This window comes from Streptomyces chryseus (assembly GCF_014650755.1).
GTDB classification, from domain to species: domain Bacteria; phylum Actinomycetota; class Actinomycetes; order Streptomycetales; family Streptomycetaceae; genus Streptomyces; species Streptomyces chryseus.
In genome coordinates this window covers 1-21,140 of the sequence record NZ_BMVO01000009.1, presented here as the reverse complement: position 1 = coordinate 21,140, position 21,140 = coordinate 1, and the positions used below count along the sequence as shown (strand labels likewise).

Genomic DNA, 21,140 nt, shown 5'->3' with positions numbered 1-21,140 from the left:
GGGGAGCGGCGCGGACCGATGTGGACGCGTGCACGCGTTCACGAGCGCACGAGAGCCGGGAAGGGTTGCCGATCTGTGACCTGCACCACTCGCCCGGGCCCTCCATACAAGCGGGCTTGGCCAACGGTGTGAACGGATGGTAAGTGACGGGCAATTGGGACGTAACGCGGAAAGCCCATGATCACAGGCATGATCACCAGTGCCCGTAATGCCCGTTACGGCGTCAATAAAGGCCGTCGGCAGCCGGATTCGGGCCGCCGGGGCGCAACTGTGGCGCAGCACACCTTTCTTGAAGGGAACCGCGAACGCCTGATAGCGGTTGTCCCATGTCCCTCACCGCTCACATACCCAGCCACCGGAAACCCCGTCGCAACGCCTCCAAAATCGCGCTGCGTGCCGGAGTTGCCGGTGGCGTCCTCAGCACCATCGGTGTGGCCGGCGCTGCCGGGCCGGCGAATGCCGAGCCGGTGACCGCCACCATCGAAATGCCCACGATCACCGCGGAACTGGCGAGCACCGTCGCGGTCTCCGCCGAGGCCACCCAGCAGGTCGCGCACGCCTACGACCTCCAGGCCCAGCAGGACGCCGCCGCCGCCAAGGCCGCGAAGACCGCCAAGAAGGAAAAGGCGGAAGCCGAGCGCAAGGCCGAGGCCGAGCGGAAGGCCGAAGAGGCCGCGAAGAAGAAGGCCGCTGAGGAAGCGGCGGAGAAGGACGCCGCGAAGGAGCGCGCCTCGCGTTCTACGGAGCGTACGACGCTCAGCGCCTCCGCCTCCGTCGGCTCCTCCGTCTCCACCGGAACCGGCAGCGCCGCGACCGTCGTCGCCTTCCTCAAGGCGCAGCTCGGTGACGCGTACGTCATGGGCGCCTCCGGCCCCAACGCCTGGGACTGCTCCAGCCTCGTCCAGGCCGCGTACCGCACCGTCGGCGTCGACCTCCCGCGCGTCTCGCAGGACCAGTCGCTGGCCGGCACCCAGGTGGGCACGTCCAACCTCCAGGTCGGCGACATCCTCTACTGGGGCGGCGCCGGATCGGCGTACCACACGGGCGTCTACATCGGCGACGGCCAGTACCTCGACGCCGCCAACCCGAGCAAGGGCGTCGTCATCCAGGACCTTTCGGGCTACCCCGCGACCGGTGCGGTCCGGGTGCTCTGAGCTTCTTCCCGTACGACGGAGGGCCGTCGTTCCCCCGCCCGGGAACGACGGCCCTCCGTCGTGCGTTCACCCAACGACCGCCGACGCTCAGCCCTTGCGGAACAGCTCGACCAGGCGCGCGTAGCTGTCCCCGCCGTAGCCGCTGTCGACCGCCCGCCCGATCAGCGCCTGCGACAGCTCGGGCAGCGTCCCGTCGATGCCCCGGTCCCTCCCCGCGTGGACCAGGTGCCCGACGGCCGCGCGGTGTACGTCGAGCGTGGCGTCGTCGCCCGGGTAGTGACCCGCGTCCACCTGCCCGGCGTACGCCTCCATGAAGCCGGTCACCGCAGCGCTCAGCCACCGGACCGCGACCGGGGTGAACGCGGTCGCGGACACCCCGTCCGCCCCCGTCAGGGCCGTGGCGTGCAGCCAGCCGCTCAGCGTGGCCCACATGACGCCGAGCAGCGCCACGTCGTAGAGGGAGGCGACTCCGGCGTCCTCGCCGAGGTCGACGGGATCGCCCAGGGCCGCCAGCGTGTCCCGGTGGGCGGCGAGGGCGGCGGGTGAGCCACTGTAGAGGAACATGCTCGCCGGGCTGCCGACCCCCGGCGGCGTCGACATGACGGCGCCGTCCAGGTAGTCGAAGCCGTGCCCGGCCGCCCAGGCCGCCGCCGCCCTGGCCTGCTCCGGGGAGCCGGAGGTGAGGTTGACGACCGTACGGCCGGCGAGCGACCCGGCCACCGGCGCGAGGAGTGCGCGCACGGCGTCGTAGTCGAGGACGCAGACGACCACGAGCCCGGCGGCCGACACCGCGTCACCCGGCGTTGCCGCGCGGACGGCTCCCCGGGCGACGAGCGGGTCCGCCCTGCCCGCGGTGCGGTTCCAGACGGTCGTGGGGTGACCGGCGGACAGGAAGGCGTCTGCGAGCGCGGTCCCCATCCGCCCCAGTCCCAGAACGGTGACGTGTTCGCGGTTCATGGCGATATACCCCAAGTGTGCGATGTGCGTGCTTTCTTGACGTGATCAACCCTCCCAGCGCCCGCCGGGCGCCGACAGTGGCAGGACTGCCCACCTCCGCAAAATTCCTGCCTCGCCCGTCGTACGCTCGACCGCATGCACACCGTCGCCATAGCCGTGGTCGAGGACGCGGGCATCTCCCTCTGGGAGCTGTACGAACTCTCCATCGCCTGCACGGTCTTCGGCATCCCGCACCCCGACCTCGCCGACCCCTGGTACGACCTGCGCCTGTGCGGTACGAGGAAGGCCGCCCCCACCGCCGGTTTCTCCCTCACCACCCCCCACGGGCTCGACGCCCTCGCCGGAGCGGACACCGTGATCGTGCCGTCGGTCCCCGAGGCGTGCGCCGAGGGCGGCGAGGACGTACCGCCCGAGCTCGTCGCGGCGCTGCGCGCGGCCGCCGGATCCGGGGCCCGCATGGTGTCCCTGTGCACCGGCGCGTTCGCACTCGCCGCCGCCGGGCTCCTCGACGGCCGCCGCGCCACCGCCCACTGGCAGCACACCGCGGCGCTCGCCGCGCGCTACCCGAAGGTCCTGGTCGACGACTCCGTCCTCTACACCGACGACGGCGACGTGCTCACCAGCGCGGGCGCCACCGCCGCCCTCGACCTCTGCCTGCACCTGGTACGCCGCGACCTCGGGGCTCAGGTCGCCGGCCAGCTGGCCCGCCGCCTGGTCGTGCCCGCCCACCGCGCGGGCGGACAGGCCCAGTTCATCGACCAGCCCGTCCCCGAGACGGACGACGACAACCTCGGCCCCGCCCTCCAGTGGGCGACGGCCCGCCTCCACGAGCCGCTCACCGTCGAGGACATGGCCCGCCGGGCCCGGATGAGCCCGCGCACCTTCCACCGCCGCATCCAGGAATCGACCGGCACCACCCCGCTCAAGTGGCTGCTCGCCCGCCGCCTGGCCCGCGCCCAGGCCCTCCTCGAAACGACCGACCTCCCGATCGACCGGGTCAGCGAGGAATGCGGGCTGGGCACGGCGGCGAACCTCCGCCGCCACTTCACCCTCCGGGTCGGCGTCTCCCCCAGCGACTACCGCCGCAACTTCGCCGGGGCGTCACCGCTCGCCTGACGTTCCCGCGCGGTCCGCGCCGTACTCCCCGCGCCCCGGCGTCGCCCCACGCCTGACAAATGTCATGGGTTCTCGTGCACGGGATCGTCCTGCGGGCTGAGGGCCCGGCGCCGCCGCGCGCCGAGGATGGTGGCACCGCGTACGACCGGTGCGCGAGTCGACCCCACGGGAGTGACCATGAGCCCCGCCCGCCCCAACGCCCGCCGCCCGGAGCGCCGGAGAGCCCGCCTGGCCGCCGCGGCCTCGGCCGCCGCGCTGTCGCTCGCGGTCGGCGTCGTGCCGACACAGGCGTTAGCCGCCGGGCCGGTGGCGGCCGGCCCCGCGACCGCCCTGCCCGGCTCGTCCGCCGCACCGCCGGGCGCGGCCGGCCACCGCCTCGACCGGGCGGCCCTGCGCGACTCCCTCGCGGCGATCCACCGGGCCGGCATGTACGGGGCGTTCTCGTCCGTCCGCGACGGTTCCGAGCAGTGGCACGGCGCCACAGGGCTGGCCGACGTGGACACCGGGCGCCGGATGCGGCCCGGCTTCGAGCACCGGATCGGCAGCATCACCAAGACCTTCACCGCCGTGGCCGTCCTCCAGCAGGTCCACAAGGGACGCGTCGGGCTGGACGCGCCGATCGGGCGCTACCTGCCCGAGCTGGTGCCCGGCGAGCGCGGTCGCCAGGTGACCGTGCGCATGCTGCTCAACCACACCAGCGGGATAGCCGACTACGTGCTCCCGGCCTTCCCCGGCATCGTCGAGAACCCCGGCGAGGTCCTGGAGGCCAACCGCTTCCGCCGCCTGGACCCCGAGCACCTCGCCCGCCTCGGACTCGCCGCGCCGCCGGTCGCCGAGCGCGGGAAGCACGCGTACGCCAACACCAACTACGTACTGCTCGGGCTGCTGCTGGAGAAGGTCACGGGCCAGGACGCGGAGACGTACATCACCCGCGACGTCATCCGTAAGGCCGGGCTGCGGCACACGTACTTCCCCGCGTCGCCCCGCCTGTCCGGGCCGCACGCCAAGATGTACGAGTCGATGTTCGGCCTCATAGAGCCCGCCCGCGACTTCAGCGTCTACGACATGTCCTGGGCCGGTACGGCAGGCGCGATGGTGTCGACGACGCGGGACCTCAACGACTTCTACCGTCAGCTCCTCGGCGGCAAGCTCCTCGGCCCCGCCGGACTGCGCGCCATGAAGACCACCGTCCCCGCCTACGACACGGAGCCGGGCGAGGAGGCCGCGATGCGCTACGGCCTCGGCATCTACACCCTGCGCATGCCCGACGGTCGCTGGTACTGGGGCCACGACGGCGGCGTCTTCGGCGCCGGGACCTGGGCGCTGTCCACCGAGGACGGCCGCAGGCAGGTCGCCGTCGGCTACAACCTGATGAAGTACCAGCGGTTCGAGGACGACGGCCGGCCGAAGCCGGACCCGATAGGCGACGCGCTGTTCCAGTACGTCGGCGGAGCACTCGGCGGCGCCCCGGGCAAGCCCTCCGCCGCTCTGCGCCGGGCCGCGCCCGGTCCGCTGTCCCCGCTCAGCTCCCCGGCCCCCCACGGGCTGCCGCGCTGAGCGTCAGCGCGGCGGCCGGAGCTTGTGCGTACGGATGGTGTCCCGCAGCCGGGCCGCCTTGCCACGCACGAGGTCGGCCGGGAGGCGGCCGTCGTCCGGGTGCGCGTACGGCTCGCTGCGGCAGACGCGGCACAGGCCGCCCGGCAGTGAATCCGGCGTGCCGGGGACGTGGCAGTCGGTGCACTGCATGGCGTATCTGCCCCGGACGGGGGCCGGGAGCTCGGGCGGCATCCGGCTGATCAGCCGGTTCCGGACGAAGCCGAAGGGGTGGCGGACGGGGTCCGGCAGCATCGTCGCGACGGCCGCCACGAGCTGCGCCTCGGTCGCGCCCCGCCGGAACCAGTCCCCGGCCACCCCCGCCAGCGCCTCGCACTCCAACGCGGACAGAGCGAGCCGGGGGTGCTGGTGCACGAGCCGGGCGAGCGCGTCATGACCGCGCGCCTGCGGATCCCGCAGGGGCGCGGGGCGGCCATCCCGGACTGCGGGACGTCGCCCCCGAGGAACGCGGCCCACCAGGCGTCCGGCCGGGCGGTACGCGTGAAGAAGGTCCGGTACACCCACCGCGCCCCCTCGGCGTCCTGCACGTCCCGGCGTACGCGCCGCAGGTGCCCGGCCTCCGAAAGCCGCCGCAGTACGGTGCCGACGGCGCACTGCCCGTAGCCCTCCAGCTCCCTGGCCAGCGCCTTGATGGAGATGTCCGCGCCCTCGGGCAGCCGGTCGATGTAACCGGCGATGGCGGCTTCCCTCTTGGGCAGATGTGCGAAATCCCCGGCGCGGCGCGGCTCCTGGTCGGGCGCGGACCGCTTTCCGAACCCGGGCTTGGCCATCGGGTGGGCGGGCGCGTGCAGGGCGGGACTAAGCTGCTGAACAGCCATGAGATCGACCTCGTAACGATCTTGTGGTCAGACCCCTGTGCGGTGTTCCACCACCGCATGGGGGTCGTTTCGTCGTGCCGCACGCTACACCTTCGCGGCGCTGCGTGGCGACTCGGCCACGCAACGTCATCGCCGCTGCTGCGGACGCGAGTTGGCGCGCCGGACGCGGGGTGGGTGGGAAGGATCCCCACCCCCCATTCCTAGCAAAAGAGTCTCAGACCTCGCCCCCCGAAGCTCAAGCGCCGCCCCCGCCTTGTCACGTTCCGTGGCCGCCCGTCGCGCTCCGCACATACGATGGGCCGGGGACAGCGGGGATCAACAGTGGTGCGACGCAGGGGAGTTCCATGGTGAACAAGCCCAACAAGGGTCTGAGCTTCGCGCAGGGCAAGGTCGGATGGCCGTTCTTCGGCTCCGAACTCAGGCGGCGGCGAGAAGCGGTACCGCTCACCCAGCAGCAGCTCGGGGACCGGGTCTACGTCTCGGGGACGTACATCGGCCTGATCGAGGCGGCCGTCCGCAAGCCTCAGCTCGACCTCGCCCGGCGCATCGACAGCGAGCTGGGAACGGACGGACTCCTGGCCCGCATGTGCAAGGAGCTGATCGACAACAGCCCGCACCCGGCCTACTTCGCCGATGCCGCCACCTTGGAAGCGGATGCCATCACGATCAGCGAGTACGCGCCGACGCTTGTCCCCGGGCTGCTTCAGACGGACGAGTACGTGCGCGCGCTCATGGCTCCCACTGCGGCACTGATCCTCGACCACGACATGGACACGTGGGCACGAGCGCGGGCGGCTCGGGCCGCTCTGCTCGACGGTCCGACAAGGCCCGTGTTGTGGGTCGTCCTCCACGAGACCGTGCTCCGCATCCCGGTGGGCGGCCGGGAGGTCATGGCCCGCGAGCTCTCCCACATTGCCGCACTGGTGCGGCGCGGACGCATCCTGGTTCAGGTTCTGCCCTTCTCCGCCGGGGCGCACGCGGCGAGCAGCGGCATGTTCGCGGTCATGACGTTCGACGACGCGCCACCCGTCGCATACTCGGAGGGGCAGCACTCCGGCCAACTGGTCGACATGCCGCCGCTGGTCGCCAAGTACCAGCGGTCATACGATCTGATCCGGGCCGCCGCGCTTTCACCAGAGGCGTCCCTGGCCCTGATCGAATCGGCGGCGGAGGACTTCGCACCATGAGCAACGCGCATGACCTGAGCACTGCGACGTGGCGCACGTCTTCCCACAGCAACGCCGAGGGCGGGAGCTGCGTCGAAGTGGCCGACGGACTGACCGGTGTGATGCCGGTGCGGGACAGCAAGTTCCCCGGCGGCCCCGCGCTCACCTTCGGCACAACCGCGTGGTCGTCCTTCATCACCGCCGTGAAGGACGACCGATTGGCCTGCGGCTGAACGGTCTGACCTGCATCACACGCGAAAGTCAGGAGTTCGGGGCGACCTTCGCCAGGCCGTTGATGATGCGGTCCATGGCGTCGCCGCCCGTCGGGTCGGTCAGGTTGGCCAGCATCTTCAGCGTGAACTTCATCAGCACCGGGTGCGTCAGGCCGCGCTGGGTGGCGATCTTCATGACCGTCGGGTTGCCGATGAGCTTCACGAAGGCGCGGCCCATCGTGTAGTAGCCGCCGTAGGTCTCCTTGAGGACCTTCGGGTAGGCCTGGAGGGCCAGCTCGCGCTGGGCGGGGGTCGCGCGGGCCTGCGCCTGGACGATGACGTCGGCGGCGATCTGGCCCGACTCCATGGCGTACGCGATGCCTTCGCCGTTGAACGGGTTCACCATGCCGCCCGCGTCACCGACCAGCAGCAGGCCCTTGGTGTAGTGCGGCTGGCGGTTGAAGGCCATCGGCAGCGCGGCGCCGCGGATCGGCATCGTCATGTTCTCCGGGGTGTAGCCCCAGTCCTCCGGCATCGACGCGCACCACGCCTTCAGCACCTCGCGCCAGTCCAGCTCCCGGAACGCCTTGGAGGAGTTGAGGATGCCGAGGCCGACGTTGGACGTGCCGTCGCCCATGCCGAAGATCCAGCCGTAGCCGGGCAGCAGGCGGTCCTGCGGGCCGCGGCGGTCCCACAGCTCCAGCCAGGACTCCAGGTAGTCGTCGTCGTGGCGCGGGGAGGTGAAGTACGTACGCACCGCCACGCCCATCGGGCGGTCCTCGCGGCGGTGCAGGCCCATGGCGAGCGACAGGCGCGTGGAGTTGCCGTCGGCGGCGACGACCAGCGGGGCGTGGAAGGTGACCGGGGTCTTCTCCTCGCCCAGCTTGGCGTTGACGCCGGTGATGCGGCCCGTACGGGGGTCGATGACGGGCTCGCCCACGTTGCAGCGCTCGTACAGGCGGGCACCGGCCTTCTGGGCCTGCCGGGCGAGCTGCTCGTCGAAGTCGTCGCGCTTGCGGACGAGGCCGTAGTCCGGGTACGAGGCCAGCTCCGGCCAGTCGAGCTGGAGGCGGACGCCGCCGCCGATGATGCGCAGGCCCTTGTTGCGCAGCCAGCCCGCTTCCTCGGAGATGTCGATGCCCATCGACACCAGCTGCTTGGTGGCGCGGGGCGTCAGGCCGTCGCCGCAGACCTTCTCGCGCGGGAACGCGGTCTTCTCCAGCAGCAGGACGTCGAGCCCGGCCTTGGCCAGGTAGTAGGCGGTGGTGGAGCCGGCGGGTCCGGCCCCGACGACGATCACATCTGCGGTGTGCTCGGAGAGGGGCTCGGTCACGGCGGGATCTCCCGTAAGACTCGGCGTCGCGTGCCGTGGGGCACAGGTCAGGGGCAGTCTATTGCGGCGCGGCGAGCGGCCTTCGGAAGGGTGCGCGCGGAGTACGGGGTCAGCCGAGCGTCCAGGTGGACAGCGCGGCGTCGAAGATCTCGCGGGAGTGCTGCCAGTCCCGGTCCCGGCTCTTGATGTAGATCGAGTAGTCGGTGCCGTTCGGTGCGATGTAGCCCTGGTCGATGGCGTGCAGGGTCTCGCCCGTCTGCTTGTCGGTGAAGGTGTACTCCCAGATCGCGCCCGGACGGCCCTGGAAGGTGTTCCGTTCGAGGCGCAGCCGCCGGAAGTCCCGCTGGTTGACCCTGGCCTTCCGCTCGATGGTGAGGAAGTTGTCGTACGAGGAGGCGTACGGGGGGCTCGGGACGACGCCGATGAGCAGGTGCTCCATGCCGGTGGAGCCGGCGTAGGTGATCTGGCCGGACGTCTCGTCCGTACGGGACCAGACGTCCGGCACGGCCAGGGAGAAACCGGCGGGGTCGGTCACCGTGCGGAAGCCGGAGGGGGCTTCGGGGACCTCGGGGGTTTCCCGGCGCTGCGGGCTCTCGGTGACTGGCGGGGCTTCGGAGGCGGGCGGGTTCTCCTGCGGCGGAGCCGCGGGCGCGGGCGTCGACGGGGCCGGCGGCGTCGACGCCCGGGGGCTGTCGCTCCCGGCCACGACGGGCTTGTCGTCCAGCGACCGGGACGGCGGCGTGTCCGTGCCGTCGTCGCTGAGCACCAGCACACCGGCGGTCGCGCCGCCGCCGATGACGACGGCGGCTGCCAGCGTCGCCGTCCAGACGAAGGCGGGGCCGCGACGGCGCGGCGCGGCGGGCGGCGGCGGCTGGGGCACGGGAGCCGGGATGTGGTGCGCCGGGGGCGCGGGGGCGGGGCCGGCCGTCGCCGTCTCCATGGCCTCCAGGGGCACCGGCGGTGCGTACTGCGGCTGCGGGCGTTCGCGGCCGCACCTCAGGCAGTAGCGGGCGTCGTCGGAGACCTCGGTCCCGCAGTGCGGGCAGTGCAGCGGCATGGGCCTATCTTGCCCGGCGTGCGGGTCGCGTCAACTCGCCTCGAACAGCGAGGGGTTGCCGAGACGCCGCTAGAACACCGACAGGCCGGTCAGAGTCGTGAAGCGGTCCAGGGCCGTCACGCCCGCCACCGAGTTGCCGCGCTCGTCCAGGCCGGGGCTCCACACGCACAGCGTGCACCGCCCCGGGACCACCGCGACGATGCCGCCGCCCACGCCGCTCTTGCCCGGCAGCCCCACCCGGTGGGCGAACTCGCCGGCCGCGTCGTACGTCCCGCACGTCAGCATCACCGCGTTGATCTGCTTCGCCTCGCTGCGCGTCAGCAGGCGCGAGCCGTCCGCGCGCAGCCCGTGGCGGGCCAGGAAGCGGGCCGCCAGGGCCAGGTCCGCGCAGCTCATCTCGATCGCGCACTGCCAGAAGTAGTGGTCGAGGAGGGTGGACACCGGGTTGGTGATGTTGCCGTACGACGCCATGAAGTGCGCCAGGGCCGCGTTGCGGTCCCCGTGGGCGGACTCCGACTCCGCCACCTCCGGGTCGAACGCCAGGCCGGGGTTGCCGGACTCCTGGCGGAGGAACTCCAGCAGCTCCGAGCTCGCGTCGCCCGTCAGGGTCTGGAGGCGGTCCGTGACGACGAGCGCGCCCGCGTTGATGAACGGGTTGCGCGGGATGCCGTTCTCGTACTCCAGCTGCACCAGGGAGTTGAACGGGTTGCCCGACGGCTCGCGGCCGACGCGCTCCCACAGGTCGTCGCCGGCGGCCAGGACCAGCGCGAGCGTGAAGACCTTGGTGATCGACTGGGTGGAGAAGGGGCGCTGCCAGTCGCCGACGCCGTACACCTTGCCGTCGACGTCGGCGATGGCCATGCCGAAGCGGCGCGGGTCGACGGAGGCCAGCGCCGGGATGTACTCGGCGGGCCTGCCGCTGCCGATCTGCGGCGCCATGTCCCGCGCGATCCGCTCCAGGACCGACTGGTAGTCCACGGGGACCTCTACTGCGGCTTGACGCCGCGGTGCAGGGCGACGACGCCGCCCGTCAGGTTGCGCCAGGCGACCTTCGACCAGCCGGCCTGCTGGAGCCGGGACGCCAGGGCCGCCTGGTCGGGCCAGGCGCGGATCGACTCGGCGAGGTAGACGTACGCGTCGGGGTTGCTGGACACGGCCCGCGCGACGGGCGGCAGCGCGCGCATCAGGTACTCGGTGTAGACGGTGCGGAACGGGGTCCACGTCGGGTGCGAGAACTCGCAGATCACGACCCGGCCGCCGGGCTTGGTGACCCGGTACAGCTCGCGCAGCGCCGCGTCCGTGTCCTGCACGTTGCGCAGGCCGAACGAGATCGTCACCGCGTCGAACACGTCGTCGCGGAACGGCAGCTTCGTCGCGTCACCGGCGGTCAGCGGCAGATGGGGGTGGCGCTTCTTGCCCTCCCGCAGCATGCCGAGGGAGAAGTCGCACGGAACGACGTACGCACCGGTGGCGGCGAACGGCAGGGAGGACGTGGCCGTGCCCGCGGCGAGGTCGAGGACCTTCTGCGCCGGGCGGGCGTTCACGGCCTTGGCGACCTCCTTGCGCCACACCCGGTCCTGCCCGAGCGACAGGACGTCGTTGGTGAGGTCGTAGTTCGCCGCCACGTCGTCGAACATCGACGCGACTTCGTGCGGCTGCTTGTTCAGGGATGCGCGGGTCATGCTCCGTATTCAAGCAGTACGTCCCGAAGCCTCCGTCAGCGGAATCGGCCTTCGCCGCGTACCCGGCCGTACCGCGCGGGAGGGGTCACACCCGCCCGCGGTACACCAGCCGCCCGTCGAGCGCGGTGACCAGGCACGGCCCGTCGCCCCGCTGCCCCGCGAACACGGCGAAGTCCGCGACACCGGACGGGACCAGCGCCCGGGGGCGCGCCTCCGCCGGGGGGTGCTCGTACCACCGGATCCCGGACCGCTCGACGGCGTTGCGGACCTCGGGCCGGGGGAAGGGCCCGGCGAGCACGGTGGTGCCGCGCGCCAGCAGCCGCTGCACCCCGCGCCGGGCGCCGGCCCCCCAGCGGGCGGCGGTCATGTCCAGCGCTTCGAGGTCTGCGCCGGTGAGCGGCTCGGTGCCGAGGCTTTCCGCCTCGCGCGGGTCGGGCCAGTAGGCGGCGCCGAGGAGCGCGGCGGCGTCGGGCTCGTACCGGCCGGGGGTCAGCAGCCCGTCCCACTCGCGGACGCGGGCCCGGTCGCCGTACGCGGCGTACAGCTCCTCGTACGGCCCGACGGCGGCGAGGCGGCGGCCGTCCACGACGACCGCGTGCCCGGCGTCCGTCCGCTCCTCGCCGGGGTGGTCCGCGACGAGCCGGACGCCTGCGAGGGGGCGGTGAAGGGTCAGCACGGGCGCGCCTAGTTGGTGCTGAGGATCTTCAGCTCGGGGTGGGCCGTGCCGCCCTCGATGGCCGTGGAGGAGAGGTGGGAGACGACGTGGTCGTCGACCGGGTCGTTCGCCGGGTCGTCGTGCACAAGGATGTGCTCGTACGTCGTCGTGCGCTGCGCGGGCACGCGTCCCGACTTGCGGATGAGATCGATGATCTCCGTCCGGTTCGACCGGTGCTTGGCCCCGGCGGACGAGACGACGTTCTCCTCCAGCATGATCGACCCGAGGTCGTCGGCGCCGTAGTGCAGCGAGAGCTGGCCGACCTCCTTGCCGACCGTCAGCCACGAGCCCTGGATGTGGGCCACGTTGTCGAGGAAGAGGCGCGCGACGGCGATCAGGCGCAGGTACTCGAAGAGGGTGGCCTGCGTCCGGCCCTTCAGCGCGTTGTTCTGCGGCTGGTAGGTGTACGGGATGAAGGCGCGGAAGCCGCCCGTCCGGTCCTGTACGTCGCGGATCATCCGCAGGTGCTCGATGCGCTCGGCGTTGGTCTCGCCCGTACCCATCAGCATCGTCGACGTCGACTCGACGCCCAGGCGGTGGGCCAGCTCCATGATCTCCAGCCAGCGCTCGCCGGACTCCTTGAGCGGCGCGATGGCCTTGCGCGGCCGCTCGGGCAGCAGCTCGGCGCCGGCGCCGGCGAACGAGTCGAGGCCGGCGGCGTGGATGCGGCGGATCGCGTCCTCGGCGCTCACGCCGGAGATGCGGGCCATGTGCTCGACCTCGGACGCGCCGAGGGAGTGGATGACGAGCTGCGGGTACGCCGCCTTGATCGCGGCGAAGTGCTCCTCGTAGTACTCGACGCCGTAGTCCGGGTGGTGACCGCCCTGGAACATGATCTGCGTGCCGCCGAGCTCGACGGTCTCGGCGCAGCGGCGCAGGATGTCGTCGAGGTCGCGGGTCCACACCTTGTCGCTCTTGGGCGCGGCGTAGAAGGCACAGAACTTGCACGCGGTGACGCACGCGTTCGTGTAGTTGATGTTGCGCTCGATGATGTACGTCGCGATGTGCTCGGTACCGGCGTAGCGACGCCGGCGCACGGCGTCGGCGGCCTGGCCGAGCGCGTGCAGCGGCGCGTGGCGGTAGAGCTCCAGCGCCTCTTCCGGGGTGATCCGCCCACCCTCAGCGGCGCGGTCGAGGACGGCTGTGAGGTCGGCCTTCTCAGTCACCGGAGTGTCCCTTTCGGCAGGGTGTGGACGGACCGGCCCAGCCTACGCCAGCCGTCGGGACGGCCTGCGGGCGGTGGGCGCCCCGCCGCCCGCCCCGACGCGTTCGGGGCGGGTGACGGGGGCGCCGCGGCCGTGCTGGTCGTGCCGTGCCGTGTCGTGCCGCGGGTCAGCGGCCGAACGGGCGCGAGACGCCGTTCTCGGCGTCGAGGAGCTGCTTGACCCTCTTGTCGATCGCCGCGGCCTGGGCGCGGCAGCGGTTGGCCTCCGCGTGGGCGCCGAGGCGGTCGAGCTGATTGGCCTTGTCCTTCAGGTCCCGGGACTGCTGCTGCAGCTCCCGGATGTTGACCGTGATGGAGCCGCGAGCGGCCATCGCGGTCACGCTCTGCTGACCGGCGGCCGGGGCGGCCTGGGCGGGCAGAGCGGTGAAGAGGACGCCTCCGGCCATCGCTGCGGTCACAGCGAGCGTGGAAATGCGTCGAAGCATGCGCTTCCCCCTGGTCTGGTGAGAAATGAGGTCATTACCAGCTGGTAACCCCATCCTACGCGATCTTGAGAAGTGGTCGCGTCAGCCCAACCCGCCCGCCAGACAGCCCATTTCACCAGCGCGCCGTCCGACGTCGCGGCTCCAGGGGTACGAGCCGGATCAGGCCGTCTGCTCGAAGGACTTCAGCGTGCGGGTGAAATCCCGGGTCGACAGCAGCAGCTTGTAGATGATCGCCAGTTCGAAGACCAGCAGCAGCACACCCGCACCGATCGTCACAGGCGCCACCGCATCGACCGCCGGGGCGACGATGAACACGGCCATCTGGAACTCGATGCCGCTGACCAGGTGCGTACGGATGCGGCGTCGCAGCAGGAAGGTCCGGAACCGGGCGTACCAGGGGAAGCGATGACGGAACTCCTGGTGCAGGTCGACGACCGTCGGCTTCCGCGGCTTCACCGGGGCCGCGAATCCCTGCGCGGAGGCATCCGCGGCGGCCTCGGCGGCCTCGGCGGAGGCTTCCTCCTCCGCCATGGTCTGCTCGTGTTCGGTGTCCGCCTCGGGGTTGTCGCGCAGCATGTCCTCCATGAAGGCGAGTTCCCGCTGGTTCTCAGCCTTGCGGGCCGCGCGCACCCGGGTCTTGATCTGCTTGCGCATCCCGTGACGGATCTTGAAGATCTGCAGCGCGTCGACGTAGCGCAGCATGTCGAGGAAGACGACGGCGAGCGCCAGCCACAGGAAGATGATCTCGCCGGTCCGGGTGAACTGGCCGCCCATCAACGCCACGGCACAGGCCAGGACCCGTACCCGGTCGAAGACGTAGTCCAGCCAGGCACCGAACACCGAGCCGGTACCGGTGAGCCGGGCGAGCTTGCCGTCCATGCAGTCGAGGATGAAGCTCACGTGGTACAGCGCGGCACCGACCAGCAGCCAGCCCCAGCTCCCCGCCGCGAAGCAGCCCGCTGCGCCGAGGCCGAGGAGCAGCGCGACCCAGGTGATCTGGTTCGGGGTGATCCGGGTCCACATCGCGGTCCAGCGGACCAGTGGGGTGGCGACCGGGTCCACGAGCAAGACGGTCCACCAGGCGTCGCGCTTCTTCTCAGTGGTACGGCGCACCTCGGCGAGGGCCGGCATTTCTCGGAGCATGATCAACTTTCCTGGCGTCTGAGTGTTCGCCCGACGCTAAGAGGTTTGTTCAGCAAGAAGCCAGACGCACGACATACAACCTTTACCCAGGGGTAACGGTCTGCCTGATCACCCGAGTCGACGGCATTCCCAGACCCGAAACCGCAGGCGGGGGACGCCGCGCTGCGGGGTGACGCGGATCACGCGGTCCACGGGGTCAGGTGAGCAGCTCGACCGTGACATCGGCCGGGAAGCCGGTCGTCGGACCGGTCCTGCGGGCGAATTCCCGTACGCCCGCCAGCTGCTCGGGGCCGAAACGGAAGTCGAGCGTCGTGAAGTAGCGCTCCAGCAGCTCCGCGTCGAAGACCTCCCAGCGGGCGGCCTGCTCGGCGACCTTGCCGACCTCCTCCAGGGACAGGTCGCGCGACGTCAGGAACGCCTCGTGCACCTTCTTCACGACCCCGGGCTCACGCCGGAGGTAGTCCTTGCGCGCCGCCCAGACCGCGAAGACGAACGGCAGCCCCGTCCACTCCTTCCACATCTGCCCCAGGTCGTGCACCTGCAGGCCCAGACGCGGAGCGTCGTGCAGCGCGGCCCGCAGCGCCGCGTCACCGATCAGCACCGCGGCCTCGGCCTCCTGCATCATCACGCCGAGATCGGGCGGGCACCGGTAGTAGTCGGGGCGTACGCCGTACTGCTCGGCTAGCAGCAGCTGCGCCAGGCGCACCGACGTACGGGACGTCGAACCGAGCGCGACCCGCGCCCTGTCGAGCTGCTCCAGCGGCACCTGGGACACGATCACGCACGACATGACCGGCCCGTCGCAGCCGACCGCGAGGTCGGGAAAGGCGACGAGGTCGTCGGCGTTGCGCAGGAATTCGACGAGGGTGACGGGCGCGATGTCGAGATCGCCGCGCACGAGTTGCTCGCTCAGCCGCTCAGGGGTGTCCTTCGACAGCTCGAAGTCGAGAAGCGCTCCGGTACGGGCCAGCCCCCAGTAAAGGGGCAGGCAGTTCAGGAACTGGATGTGGCCGACACGTGGCCGGCTGCGACGGTGGTCGACAGCAGTTGAATTGTCCACATCGTGAGGCTAGACCTGTCCCCGTCCGGTCCCGACAGCGGGGCGGTTCGGGGCGGGTCGGTTACCAGGGAAAGACCTGCTGGAAGACGCTCTGACGGACGCTGTCAAACTTCCGGGTGACGTGATCTTTCCCTCTTCCACTCTCCTCGAAGTGCGTGCTACGCTCGCCGCAAGTTGCAGTTTGGTTTCCCTTGCAGTACAGAGCCTGCGGAGCATGTGACCCGCAGGCTTTTGTAGTTTTCAGACTTCTTTGCAGGTTCTGGAGCAGGGCAACCCTTTGGCCCATGGGAGGGCTTATGGCTACCGGAACCGTCAAGTGGTTCAACGCTGAAAAGGGCTTCGGCTTCATCGCCCAGGACGGCGGCGGCCCGGATGTCTTCGTCCACTACTCCGCGATCAACGCGTCTGGTTTCCGCTCGCTTGAGGAGAACCAGCAGGTGAACTTCGACGTCACGCAGGGCCCCAAGGGCCCGCAGGCGGAGAACGTCACCCCGGTCTAGTTGCCCGGGCCGACCTGATCGCGGTCGGAGTATGCAGTACCCAAGGAGCCCCGTTCCGTCAGGAACGGGGCTCCTGCCTGTGGTGGGCGGCGGATACCCCGTTCACCCCGTGCCGGTGCCGGTCGCGTACAGCGCCTCTATCTCGGCGGCGTACCGCTCGGCGACCGCCCGCCGCCGGACCTTCAGCGTCGGCGTGAGCACGCCGGCGTCCACCGTGAAGTCCTCGTCGAGTACGGCGAAGGCGCGGATCCGCGCCGGACGGGAGACCCGCGCGTTCGCCGCGTCGACCGCCTCCTGGACCACGGCGCGCAGCGCCTCGCGGTCCCCCGGGTCGCGGCCTTCGCGGGCCGCCCAGCCGGCGACCTCCTGGGCGTCGAGGGTGACGAGCGCGACGGGGTACGGACGGCGGTCGCCCACCATCACCACGTGCGACACGAGCGGGGACTGCTGCTGGACGGCCTGTTCGACCGTGGTCGGGGTGAGGTTCTTCCCCGCCGACGTGATGATCAGGTCCTTCTTGCGGCCGGTGATCGTGAGGTAGCCGTCACCGTCCAGCGCCCCGAGGTCCCCGGTGTGCAGCCAGCCGTCCGCGTCGACCGTCTCACGCGTCGCCGCCTCGTTCGCGTGGTAGCCGGGGAAGACCATCGGCCCGCGTGCCAGCACCTCGCCGTCCTCCGCGATGCGCACCTCGCAGCCCGCGACCGGCCGGCCGACCGTCCCGTACCGGACCGCGCCCGGGTGGTTGAGCGAGATGACGCCGCCCGACTCGGTCATCCCGTACCCCTCGAAGACCTGGATGCCGCAGGCGCGCAGGAAGTCCATCGTCCGCGGGGCGATCGGGGCCGCACCGGTCAGCGCCCATCGCAGCCGCCCTCCGAAGACGGCCCTGACCAGGCTGTAGAGACGCTGGTCGGCCTCTTCGTACGCGGCTGTCAGCTCGTCGGGCAGCCGCCCCTCCGCCGCCAGCACCCCGATCCGCACCGCCTCCTCGAACCGCTCGCGGCCGCCCTCCCGCCCCTCGGCCAGCGACAGGACCGTCGCGTGCACCTTCTCGAAGAGCCGGGGCACGGACGGCAGATGCGTCGGCTTCACCTCGGCCAGCTCGCTCACCACGTCCTCGATCCGGCCGCCGAAGTAGCAGAGCTCGCCGCCGCGCAGGAGGGTCGTGAACTGGATGAGCTGGGCGAGCAGGTGGGCGAGCGGCAGGTAGAGGTACGTGCGGTCGCCCGGCCCGCCGCCGATCAGGTCCAGGTTGGCTTCCAGGACGGCCCCGAGGTTGCCGTGGGTGAGGCGGCAGCCCTTGGGGAGCCCGGTGGTCCCCGACGTGTAGACGATCGCCGCGAGGTCGCCGTCCCCGACGGCGGCAGCCCGCGCCGCCAGCTGATCGGGGGGCGCGGGGGGCGTGAGGGATGCGGCTGGTCCGGTGGGCGGGCGGAGTTCGTCCAGCAGGAGGACGTGGCGCACGTCCGGGGTCTTCGCGCGCACGCCCGCCACCCGGGCGGCCCGCTCGGCGTTCTCGCAGATCACGACCGTGGCACCGGAGTCCCCGAGCACCCAGGCCAGCTCCTCGTCACCCGCCGTGGGGTAGACGGGGACGACGACCGCGCCCACGGCGAGCACGGCGAAGTGCGCGTACGTCCACTCGACGCGGGTCTCGGAGAGGATCGCCACGCGGTCCCCCGCCCGGACTCCGGTGCCGGGCCCGGCCAGCCCCCCGGCGATCGCGCGGACCGTGTCGCGCAGTTCGGCGTACGAGACGGGCGGCATCCCCTTCGCCCGCAACGCCGGATGATCGCCGTACCGGTCCCCCGCCCAGGCGGTGAACACCGCGAGTGTGCCGGGCCGCCTCATACGAGCTGCTCGATTCGCCTCATGCGTCCGACGGTAGGTACGGCACGGGGCCACGGGGGATGACGGGAAACGTCACCGGCACTGACCTCGCCGCTCATCCCGGTTACCGTCGTTGACTATGGCGACCACGGCTGCGGGAGCGGTTTCGGCTGCGGGGACGGTGAGGGGCGCGGTTTCGGGGGCGGGGGCGGCTTCGGCGGCGGGGACGGTGACCACGGCCAAGAGAACGATCACCGTGCACCATGTACGGGCCGTACTGCGCGGCGCCGAGCGCCGGGGCATCGACACCGTGCCGCTGCTCCAGGCGGGCAACATCCCGCCCCTGCTGCTCGGCGACGACCGGGCGCGCGTCACGGCCGCGCAGTTCGCGGGCCTCTTCCGGGCGGTGTACCGGGCGACGCGGGACGAGTTCCTGGGGCTGGCGTCCGCACCGAGCAGGCCGGGCACGTTCGCGATGATGTGCTACGCCGCGCTGGGCTGCCGGGACCTGGGCGCGGCGGTCGAACGCGGGACGGCGTTCTACCGGCTGTTCCCCGGCGGCCCGGACCTCGCGCTGGAACACGGGGGCGGGGGGCCCGGGGCGGCGTTCAGCATCCGCAGTGCTCCGGACCGCGACGAGGACCGGTTCCTCAGCGAGTGCCTGCTGATCATCTGGCACCGGTTGTGCAGCTGGCTGATAGGGCGGCGCATCCCCCTGCGGTGGGCGGAGTTCCACTACCCGCCGCCGCCGCACAAGGACGAGTACGGCACCCTCTTCGGCTGCCCCGTCCGCTTCGGCGCCGGGCGCACGGCCGCCGGCTTCGACGCCCACTGGCTCGCCGCACCGCTCGTACGGGACGAGGCGGAGCTGCGTGTGATGCTCGGCCGCGCCCCCTTCGAACTGCTCAGCCGCCGCGAGTACGGCACGACCGTGGCCGAACAGGTCCGCCACACCCTGGCGCAGTCCCTGCGCGCGTCGCCCCGGCTGCCCTCCCTCGGCGAGACGGCGGCGCGGCTCGCGGTGAGCCCGGCGACGCTGCGCCGCCGCCTTCAGCGGGAGTCGACGTCCTTCCAGCAGCTCAAGGACGCGGTACGGCGGGACGCGGCGATCGCGGGCCTGACGGAGGGCCGCGAACCGATCGCGGAACTGGCGGCGCGGCTCGGCTTCTCCGAGGACACGTCGTTCCACCGCGCGTTCCGCCGCTGGACGGGGACCACACCGGCGGCTTATCGGGTGGGGGCGGTTGTGGATTCGGCTGTGGATTCGGTTGTGGAGTGAGGGTCGGTCCGGGGGTGGGGGCGGTCCGGGGGTGGGTTCGTCCTGAGTCTCAGGTGTCAGGTGCTGTGCGTACGGGCCAGCACGGCCCACACCGTCTTGCCGACCTGGCGGTCCCGCACGCCCCACTCGGAGGCGAGCGTGTCCACGAGCAGCAGCCCGAGCCCGCCCTCCTCGACGCCGCCGTCGGCGGCGGGCCGCCGCCGCTCCGGTCTGCGGTCGCCGCGCGTGTCGCTGACCTCGATACGGAACGTGTCGGCTCCGGCGCGGAGCAGCAGGCGCAGCTCGAAGTCGCGTCCCGGGACGTGCCCGTGCGTGACGGCGTTGGCAGCCAGCTCGGCGACCACGAGGGCTGCGGCCTCGGATGCCTCACTCCCGTACGCGATGCCCCACGCGTCGAGCTGATGCAGCGCGAGACGCCGGGCGAGACGGGCGCCACGGCGAGTCGAGCTGAAGCGCTGGAGAAACGCGAAGTCGGCGTGGACGAGCGGGGAAGCGGGCTCAGTATCGGCTTTCACGTCACTCAGCGTGGCCGCCCGGCCGTACCCTGACCAGGGACGACCACGCGACGCAGCGTGACTGTACGGGTACGGACGGGCAGCGGTACGAGCCGTCGGGCGTGACGTATCCGGGCAGGTGCGCGGAACGGTGCACAGATGGCAGACGCGGAGCGCGAAGAACGCCCGGCACGGCCGGCCGAGGAAGAGGGCACGTCGGAGCTGTTCACCACCCTCGGCAAACAGGTGAAGGTGCTGCGCGTACGAGCGGGCCTCTCCCAGAAGGAACTCGGCCGCGCCCTGCACTGCGGGGAGGACCTGATCTCCGCGATCGAGCGGGGCGTACGGATCCCCCAGCCGGACTTTCTCGACAGGGCCGACGAACTGCTGGACGCGGGCAGCCTGTTGAAGGTAGCCAAGGAGGACGTGAAGCGAGCGCAGGCGAAGTCACGGACGCGGCATCCGGACTGGTATCGCAATTACGCAAAGCTGGAGGGGGAGGCGATTGAGCTCCATAACTACGGCAATCAAGTCGTGCATGGCCTGCTGCAGACTGAGGCGTATGCGCGGGCCATCTTTACTCACCGTCGTCCACTACTCAGCGAAGAGACCATCGCCAAGCGGGTAGCTGACCGGATGTCCCGCCAGCAGGTCTTCGACCAATGGCCGTCGCCCACCTTCAGTTACGTCATGGAGGAGGTCGTACTGCAACGCCCCATCGGCGGGCGTGGAGTGCACGCACAACAGTTGCGTCAGTTGCTACGCATGGGCGGACTGCGCACAGTGGAACTCCAAGTGATGCCGACCGACCGCGATGAGCATCCGAATATGGACGGTGCGTTCACGCTCATTACCACCAAGAGCCAGCAACAGGTGGCGTACACAGAAGTGCAGGGGCACCCGCGCCTGGTCACCGAGACAGCCGAAGTCCGTTCGATTGCCGACCGCTATGGGATCATGCGGGCGCAGGCGCTCACCCCACGGGAGTCACTGGCTCTGATCGAGAAGATGCTGGGAGACCGATGAACACCAACGCACTCGACTGGTTCAAGAGCAGCTACAGCAGCGGCGAGGGCGGCAACTGCGTCGAAGTCGCCGTCCAGTGGCGGAAGTCCAGCTACAGCGGCGGTGAGGGCGGCGAGTGCGTCGAGGTCGCGGCCTGCCCCGGGACGGTCCACGTCCGGGATTCCAAGGTGCCTCAGGGGCCGCAGCTCGCTCTCGCCCCGGCCGCTTTCGCCGCCTTCGTCGAGGCGGCCGGAACCGGAGTGCTCAGCCGGGGTTGAGGAGCAGCGCCGGGTGGGGTCGGGGGCGTTGGTTGCGTCTGCTGGAGGGGCCGCCCTTTCCGGGAGTGTGGCGGTGG

23 protein-coding genes are annotated in these 21,140 nt (G+C 71.3%); 9 read left to right on the top strand and 14 right to left on the bottom strand.

Going from position 1 to position 21,140, the window contains the following annotated elements:
* Nucleotides 1-326 precede the first annotated feature (326 nt).
* Entirely contained in the window at nt 327-1,154 is an 828-nt protein-coding gene (locus IE185_RS15960; RefSeq protein ID WP_138894728.1) for a C40 family peptidase, read from the top strand.
* 87 nt (nt 1,155-1,241) lie between these two features.
* On the opposite strand, the gene IE185_RS15955 is transcribed toward IE185_RS15960, so the two are convergent.
* Complete coding sequence (locus IE185_RS15955; RefSeq protein ID WP_138894727.1) at nt 1,242-2,111, bottom strand: NAD(P)-dependent oxidoreductase; 870 nt, start codon at nt 2,109-2,111, stop codon at nt 1,242-1,244.
* Between the two features lie 135 nt (nt 2,112-2,246).
* Here IE185_RS15955 and IE185_RS15950 point away from each other — a divergent pair, with 135 nt between their 5' ends.
* Nucleotides 2,247-3,227, top strand: coding sequence for a helix-turn-helix domain-containing protein (locus IE185_RS15950; protein WP_138894726.1), 981 nt, complete (start codon nt 2,247-2,249; stop codon nt 3,225-3,227).
* Nucleotides 3,228-3,404: 177 nt separating this feature from the next.
* Nucleotides 3,405-4,784, top strand: a complete 1,380-nt coding sequence (locus IE185_RS15945) for a serine hydrolase domain-containing protein (RefSeq protein WP_138907199.1) — start codon at nt 3,405-3,407, stop codon at nt 4,782-4,784.
* Nucleotides 4,785-4,787: 3 nt separating this feature from the next.
* Here the strand turns inward: IE185_RS15945 and IE185_RS33175 are convergent, their stop codons facing one another.
* Together IE185_RS33175 and IE185_RS15940 are read right to left on the bottom strand one after the other, a co-directional pair.
* Nucleotides 4,788-5,015, bottom strand: coding sequence for a hypothetical protein (locus tag IE185_RS33175; RefSeq protein ID WP_229843543.1), 228 nt, complete (start codon nt 5,013-5,015; stop codon nt 4,788-4,790).
* An 8-nt stretch (nt 5,016-5,023) separates the two neighbouring features.
* Entirely contained in the window at nt 5,024-5,659 is a 636-nt protein-coding gene (locus IE185_RS15940) for a hypothetical protein (RefSeq protein ID WP_229843542.1), read from the bottom strand.
* Nucleotides 5,660-6,003: 344 nt separating this feature from the next.
* Between IE185_RS15940 and IE185_RS15935 the strand changes: the two genes are divergently transcribed.
* Together IE185_RS15935 and IE185_RS15930 are read left to right on the top strand one after the other, a co-directional pair.
* On the top strand, nt 6,004-6,846 hold the full coding sequence (locus tag IE185_RS15935; protein WP_138899007.1) for a helix-turn-helix domain-containing protein: 843 nt from the start codon (nt 6,004-6,006) through the stop codon (nt 6,844-6,846).
* On the top strand, nt 6,843-7,058 hold the full coding sequence (locus IE185_RS15930) for a DUF397 domain-containing protein (protein WP_138899006.1): 216 nt from the start codon (nt 6,843-6,845) through the stop codon (nt 7,056-7,058). Before IE185_RS15935 ends, IE185_RS15930 begins: the two co-directional genes overlap by 4 nt.
* Before the next feature lie 28 nt (nt 7,059-7,086).
* Here IE185_RS15930 and IE185_RS15925 read toward each other — a convergent pair whose 3' ends face one another.
* From IE185_RS15925 to IE185_RS15885, 9 genes are all read right to left on the bottom strand, one after another.
* Nucleotides 7,087-8,370, bottom strand: coding sequence for a geranylgeranyl reductase family protein (locus IE185_RS15925; RefSeq protein ID WP_138899005.1), 1,284 nt, complete (start codon nt 8,368-8,370; stop codon nt 7,087-7,089).
* Between the two features lie 109 nt (nt 8,371-8,479).
* On the bottom strand, nt 8,480-9,427 hold the full coding sequence (locus IE185_RS33700; protein ID WP_189715373.1) for a zinc ribbon domain-containing protein: 948 nt from the start codon (nt 9,425-9,427) through the stop codon (nt 8,480-8,482).
* Between the two features lie 69 nt (nt 9,428-9,496).
* The gene (locus IE185_RS15915) at nt 9,497-10,405 is read right to left on the bottom strand and encodes a glutaminase (RefSeq protein ID WP_138897196.1); all 909 of its coding nucleotides are present in this window, start codon (nt 10,403-10,405) and stop codon (nt 9,497-9,499) included.
* Nucleotides 10,406-10,413: 8 nt separating this feature from the next.
* Nucleotides 10,414-11,109, bottom strand: a complete 696-nt coding sequence (locus IE185_RS15910; RefSeq protein WP_138897197.1) for a demethylmenaquinone methyltransferase — start codon at nt 11,107-11,109, stop codon at nt 10,414-10,416.
* Between the two features lie 85 nt (nt 11,110-11,194).
* Nucleotides 11,195-11,785, bottom strand: a complete 591-nt coding sequence (locus IE185_RS15905) for a hypothetical protein (protein ID WP_138897198.1) — start codon at nt 11,783-11,785, stop codon at nt 11,195-11,197.
* 8 nt (nt 11,786-11,793) lie between these two features.
* Nucleotides 11,794-12,990 (bottom strand): cyclic dehypoxanthinyl futalosine synthase, encoded by a 1,197-nt coding sequence (gene mqnC / locus IE185_RS15900; protein WP_138897199.1) that lies wholly within the window; start codon nt 12,988-12,990, stop codon nt 11,794-11,796.
* A 166-nt stretch (nt 12,991-13,156) separates the two neighbouring features.
* Complete coding sequence (locus tag IE185_RS15895) at nt 13,157-13,474, bottom strand: hypothetical protein (protein ID WP_138897200.1); 318 nt, start codon at nt 13,472-13,474, stop codon at nt 13,157-13,159.
* 159 nt (nt 13,475-13,633) lie between these two features.
* Nucleotides 13,634-14,617, bottom strand: a complete 984-nt coding sequence (locus tag IE185_RS15890) for a CDP-alcohol phosphatidyltransferase family protein (RefSeq protein ID WP_189715372.1) — start codon at nt 14,615-14,617, stop codon at nt 13,634-13,636.
* 196 nt (nt 14,618-14,813) lie between these two features.
* Complete coding sequence (locus tag IE185_RS15885; RefSeq protein WP_138897201.1) at nt 14,814-15,677, bottom strand: menaquinone biosynthetic enzyme MqnA/MqnD family protein; 864 nt, start codon at nt 15,675-15,677, stop codon at nt 14,814-14,816.
* Nucleotides 15,678-15,973: 296 nt separating this feature from the next.
* Between IE185_RS15885 and IE185_RS15880 the strand changes: the two genes are divergently transcribed.
* On the top strand, nt 15,974-16,177 hold the full coding sequence (locus IE185_RS15880; protein WP_003984261.1) for a cold-shock protein: 204 nt from the start codon (nt 15,974-15,976) through the stop codon (nt 16,175-16,177).
* Nucleotides 16,178-16,279: 102 nt separating this feature from the next.
* On the opposite strand, the gene IE185_RS15875 is transcribed toward IE185_RS15880, so the two are convergent.
* Entirely contained in the window at nt 16,280-18,028 is a 1,749-nt protein-coding gene (locus tag IE185_RS15875; RefSeq protein ID WP_189715370.1) for an AMP-dependent synthetase/ligase, read from the bottom strand.
* 118 nt (nt 18,029-18,146) lie between these two features.
* On the opposite strand from IE185_RS15875, the gene IE185_RS15870 reads away from it, so the two are divergent.
* Complete coding sequence (locus tag IE185_RS15870) at nt 18,147-19,286, top strand: AraC family transcriptional regulator (protein ID WP_189715367.1); 1,140 nt, start codon at nt 18,147-18,149, stop codon at nt 19,284-19,286.
* Nucleotides 19,287-19,342: 56 nt separating this feature from the next.
* On the opposite strand, the gene IE185_RS15865 is transcribed toward IE185_RS15870, so the two are convergent.
* Nucleotides 19,343-19,801 carry an ATP-binding protein gene (locus tag IE185_RS15865; RefSeq protein ID WP_138909755.1) on the bottom strand — a complete coding sequence of 153 codons (459 nt, stop codon included), beginning with the start codon at nt 19,799-19,801 and terminating at the stop codon, nt 19,343-19,345.
* 138 nt (nt 19,802-19,939) lie between these two features.
* Between IE185_RS15865 and IE185_RS15860 the strand changes: the two genes are divergently transcribed.
* Together IE185_RS15860 and IE185_RS15855 are read left to right on the top strand one after the other, a co-directional pair.
* A complete protein-coding gene (locus IE185_RS15860; RefSeq protein ID WP_138899467.1) occupies nt 19,940-20,806 on the top strand; it encodes a helix-turn-helix domain-containing protein in 867 nt (288 codons plus the stop codon).
* Complete coding sequence (locus tag IE185_RS15855) at nt 20,803-21,063, top strand: DUF397 domain-containing protein (protein WP_138899468.1); 261 nt, start codon at nt 20,803-20,805, stop codon at nt 21,061-21,063. The genes IE185_RS15860 and IE185_RS15855 overlap by 4 nt, the downstream gene beginning before the upstream one ends.
* Nucleotides 21,064-21,140 lie beyond the last annotated feature (77 nt).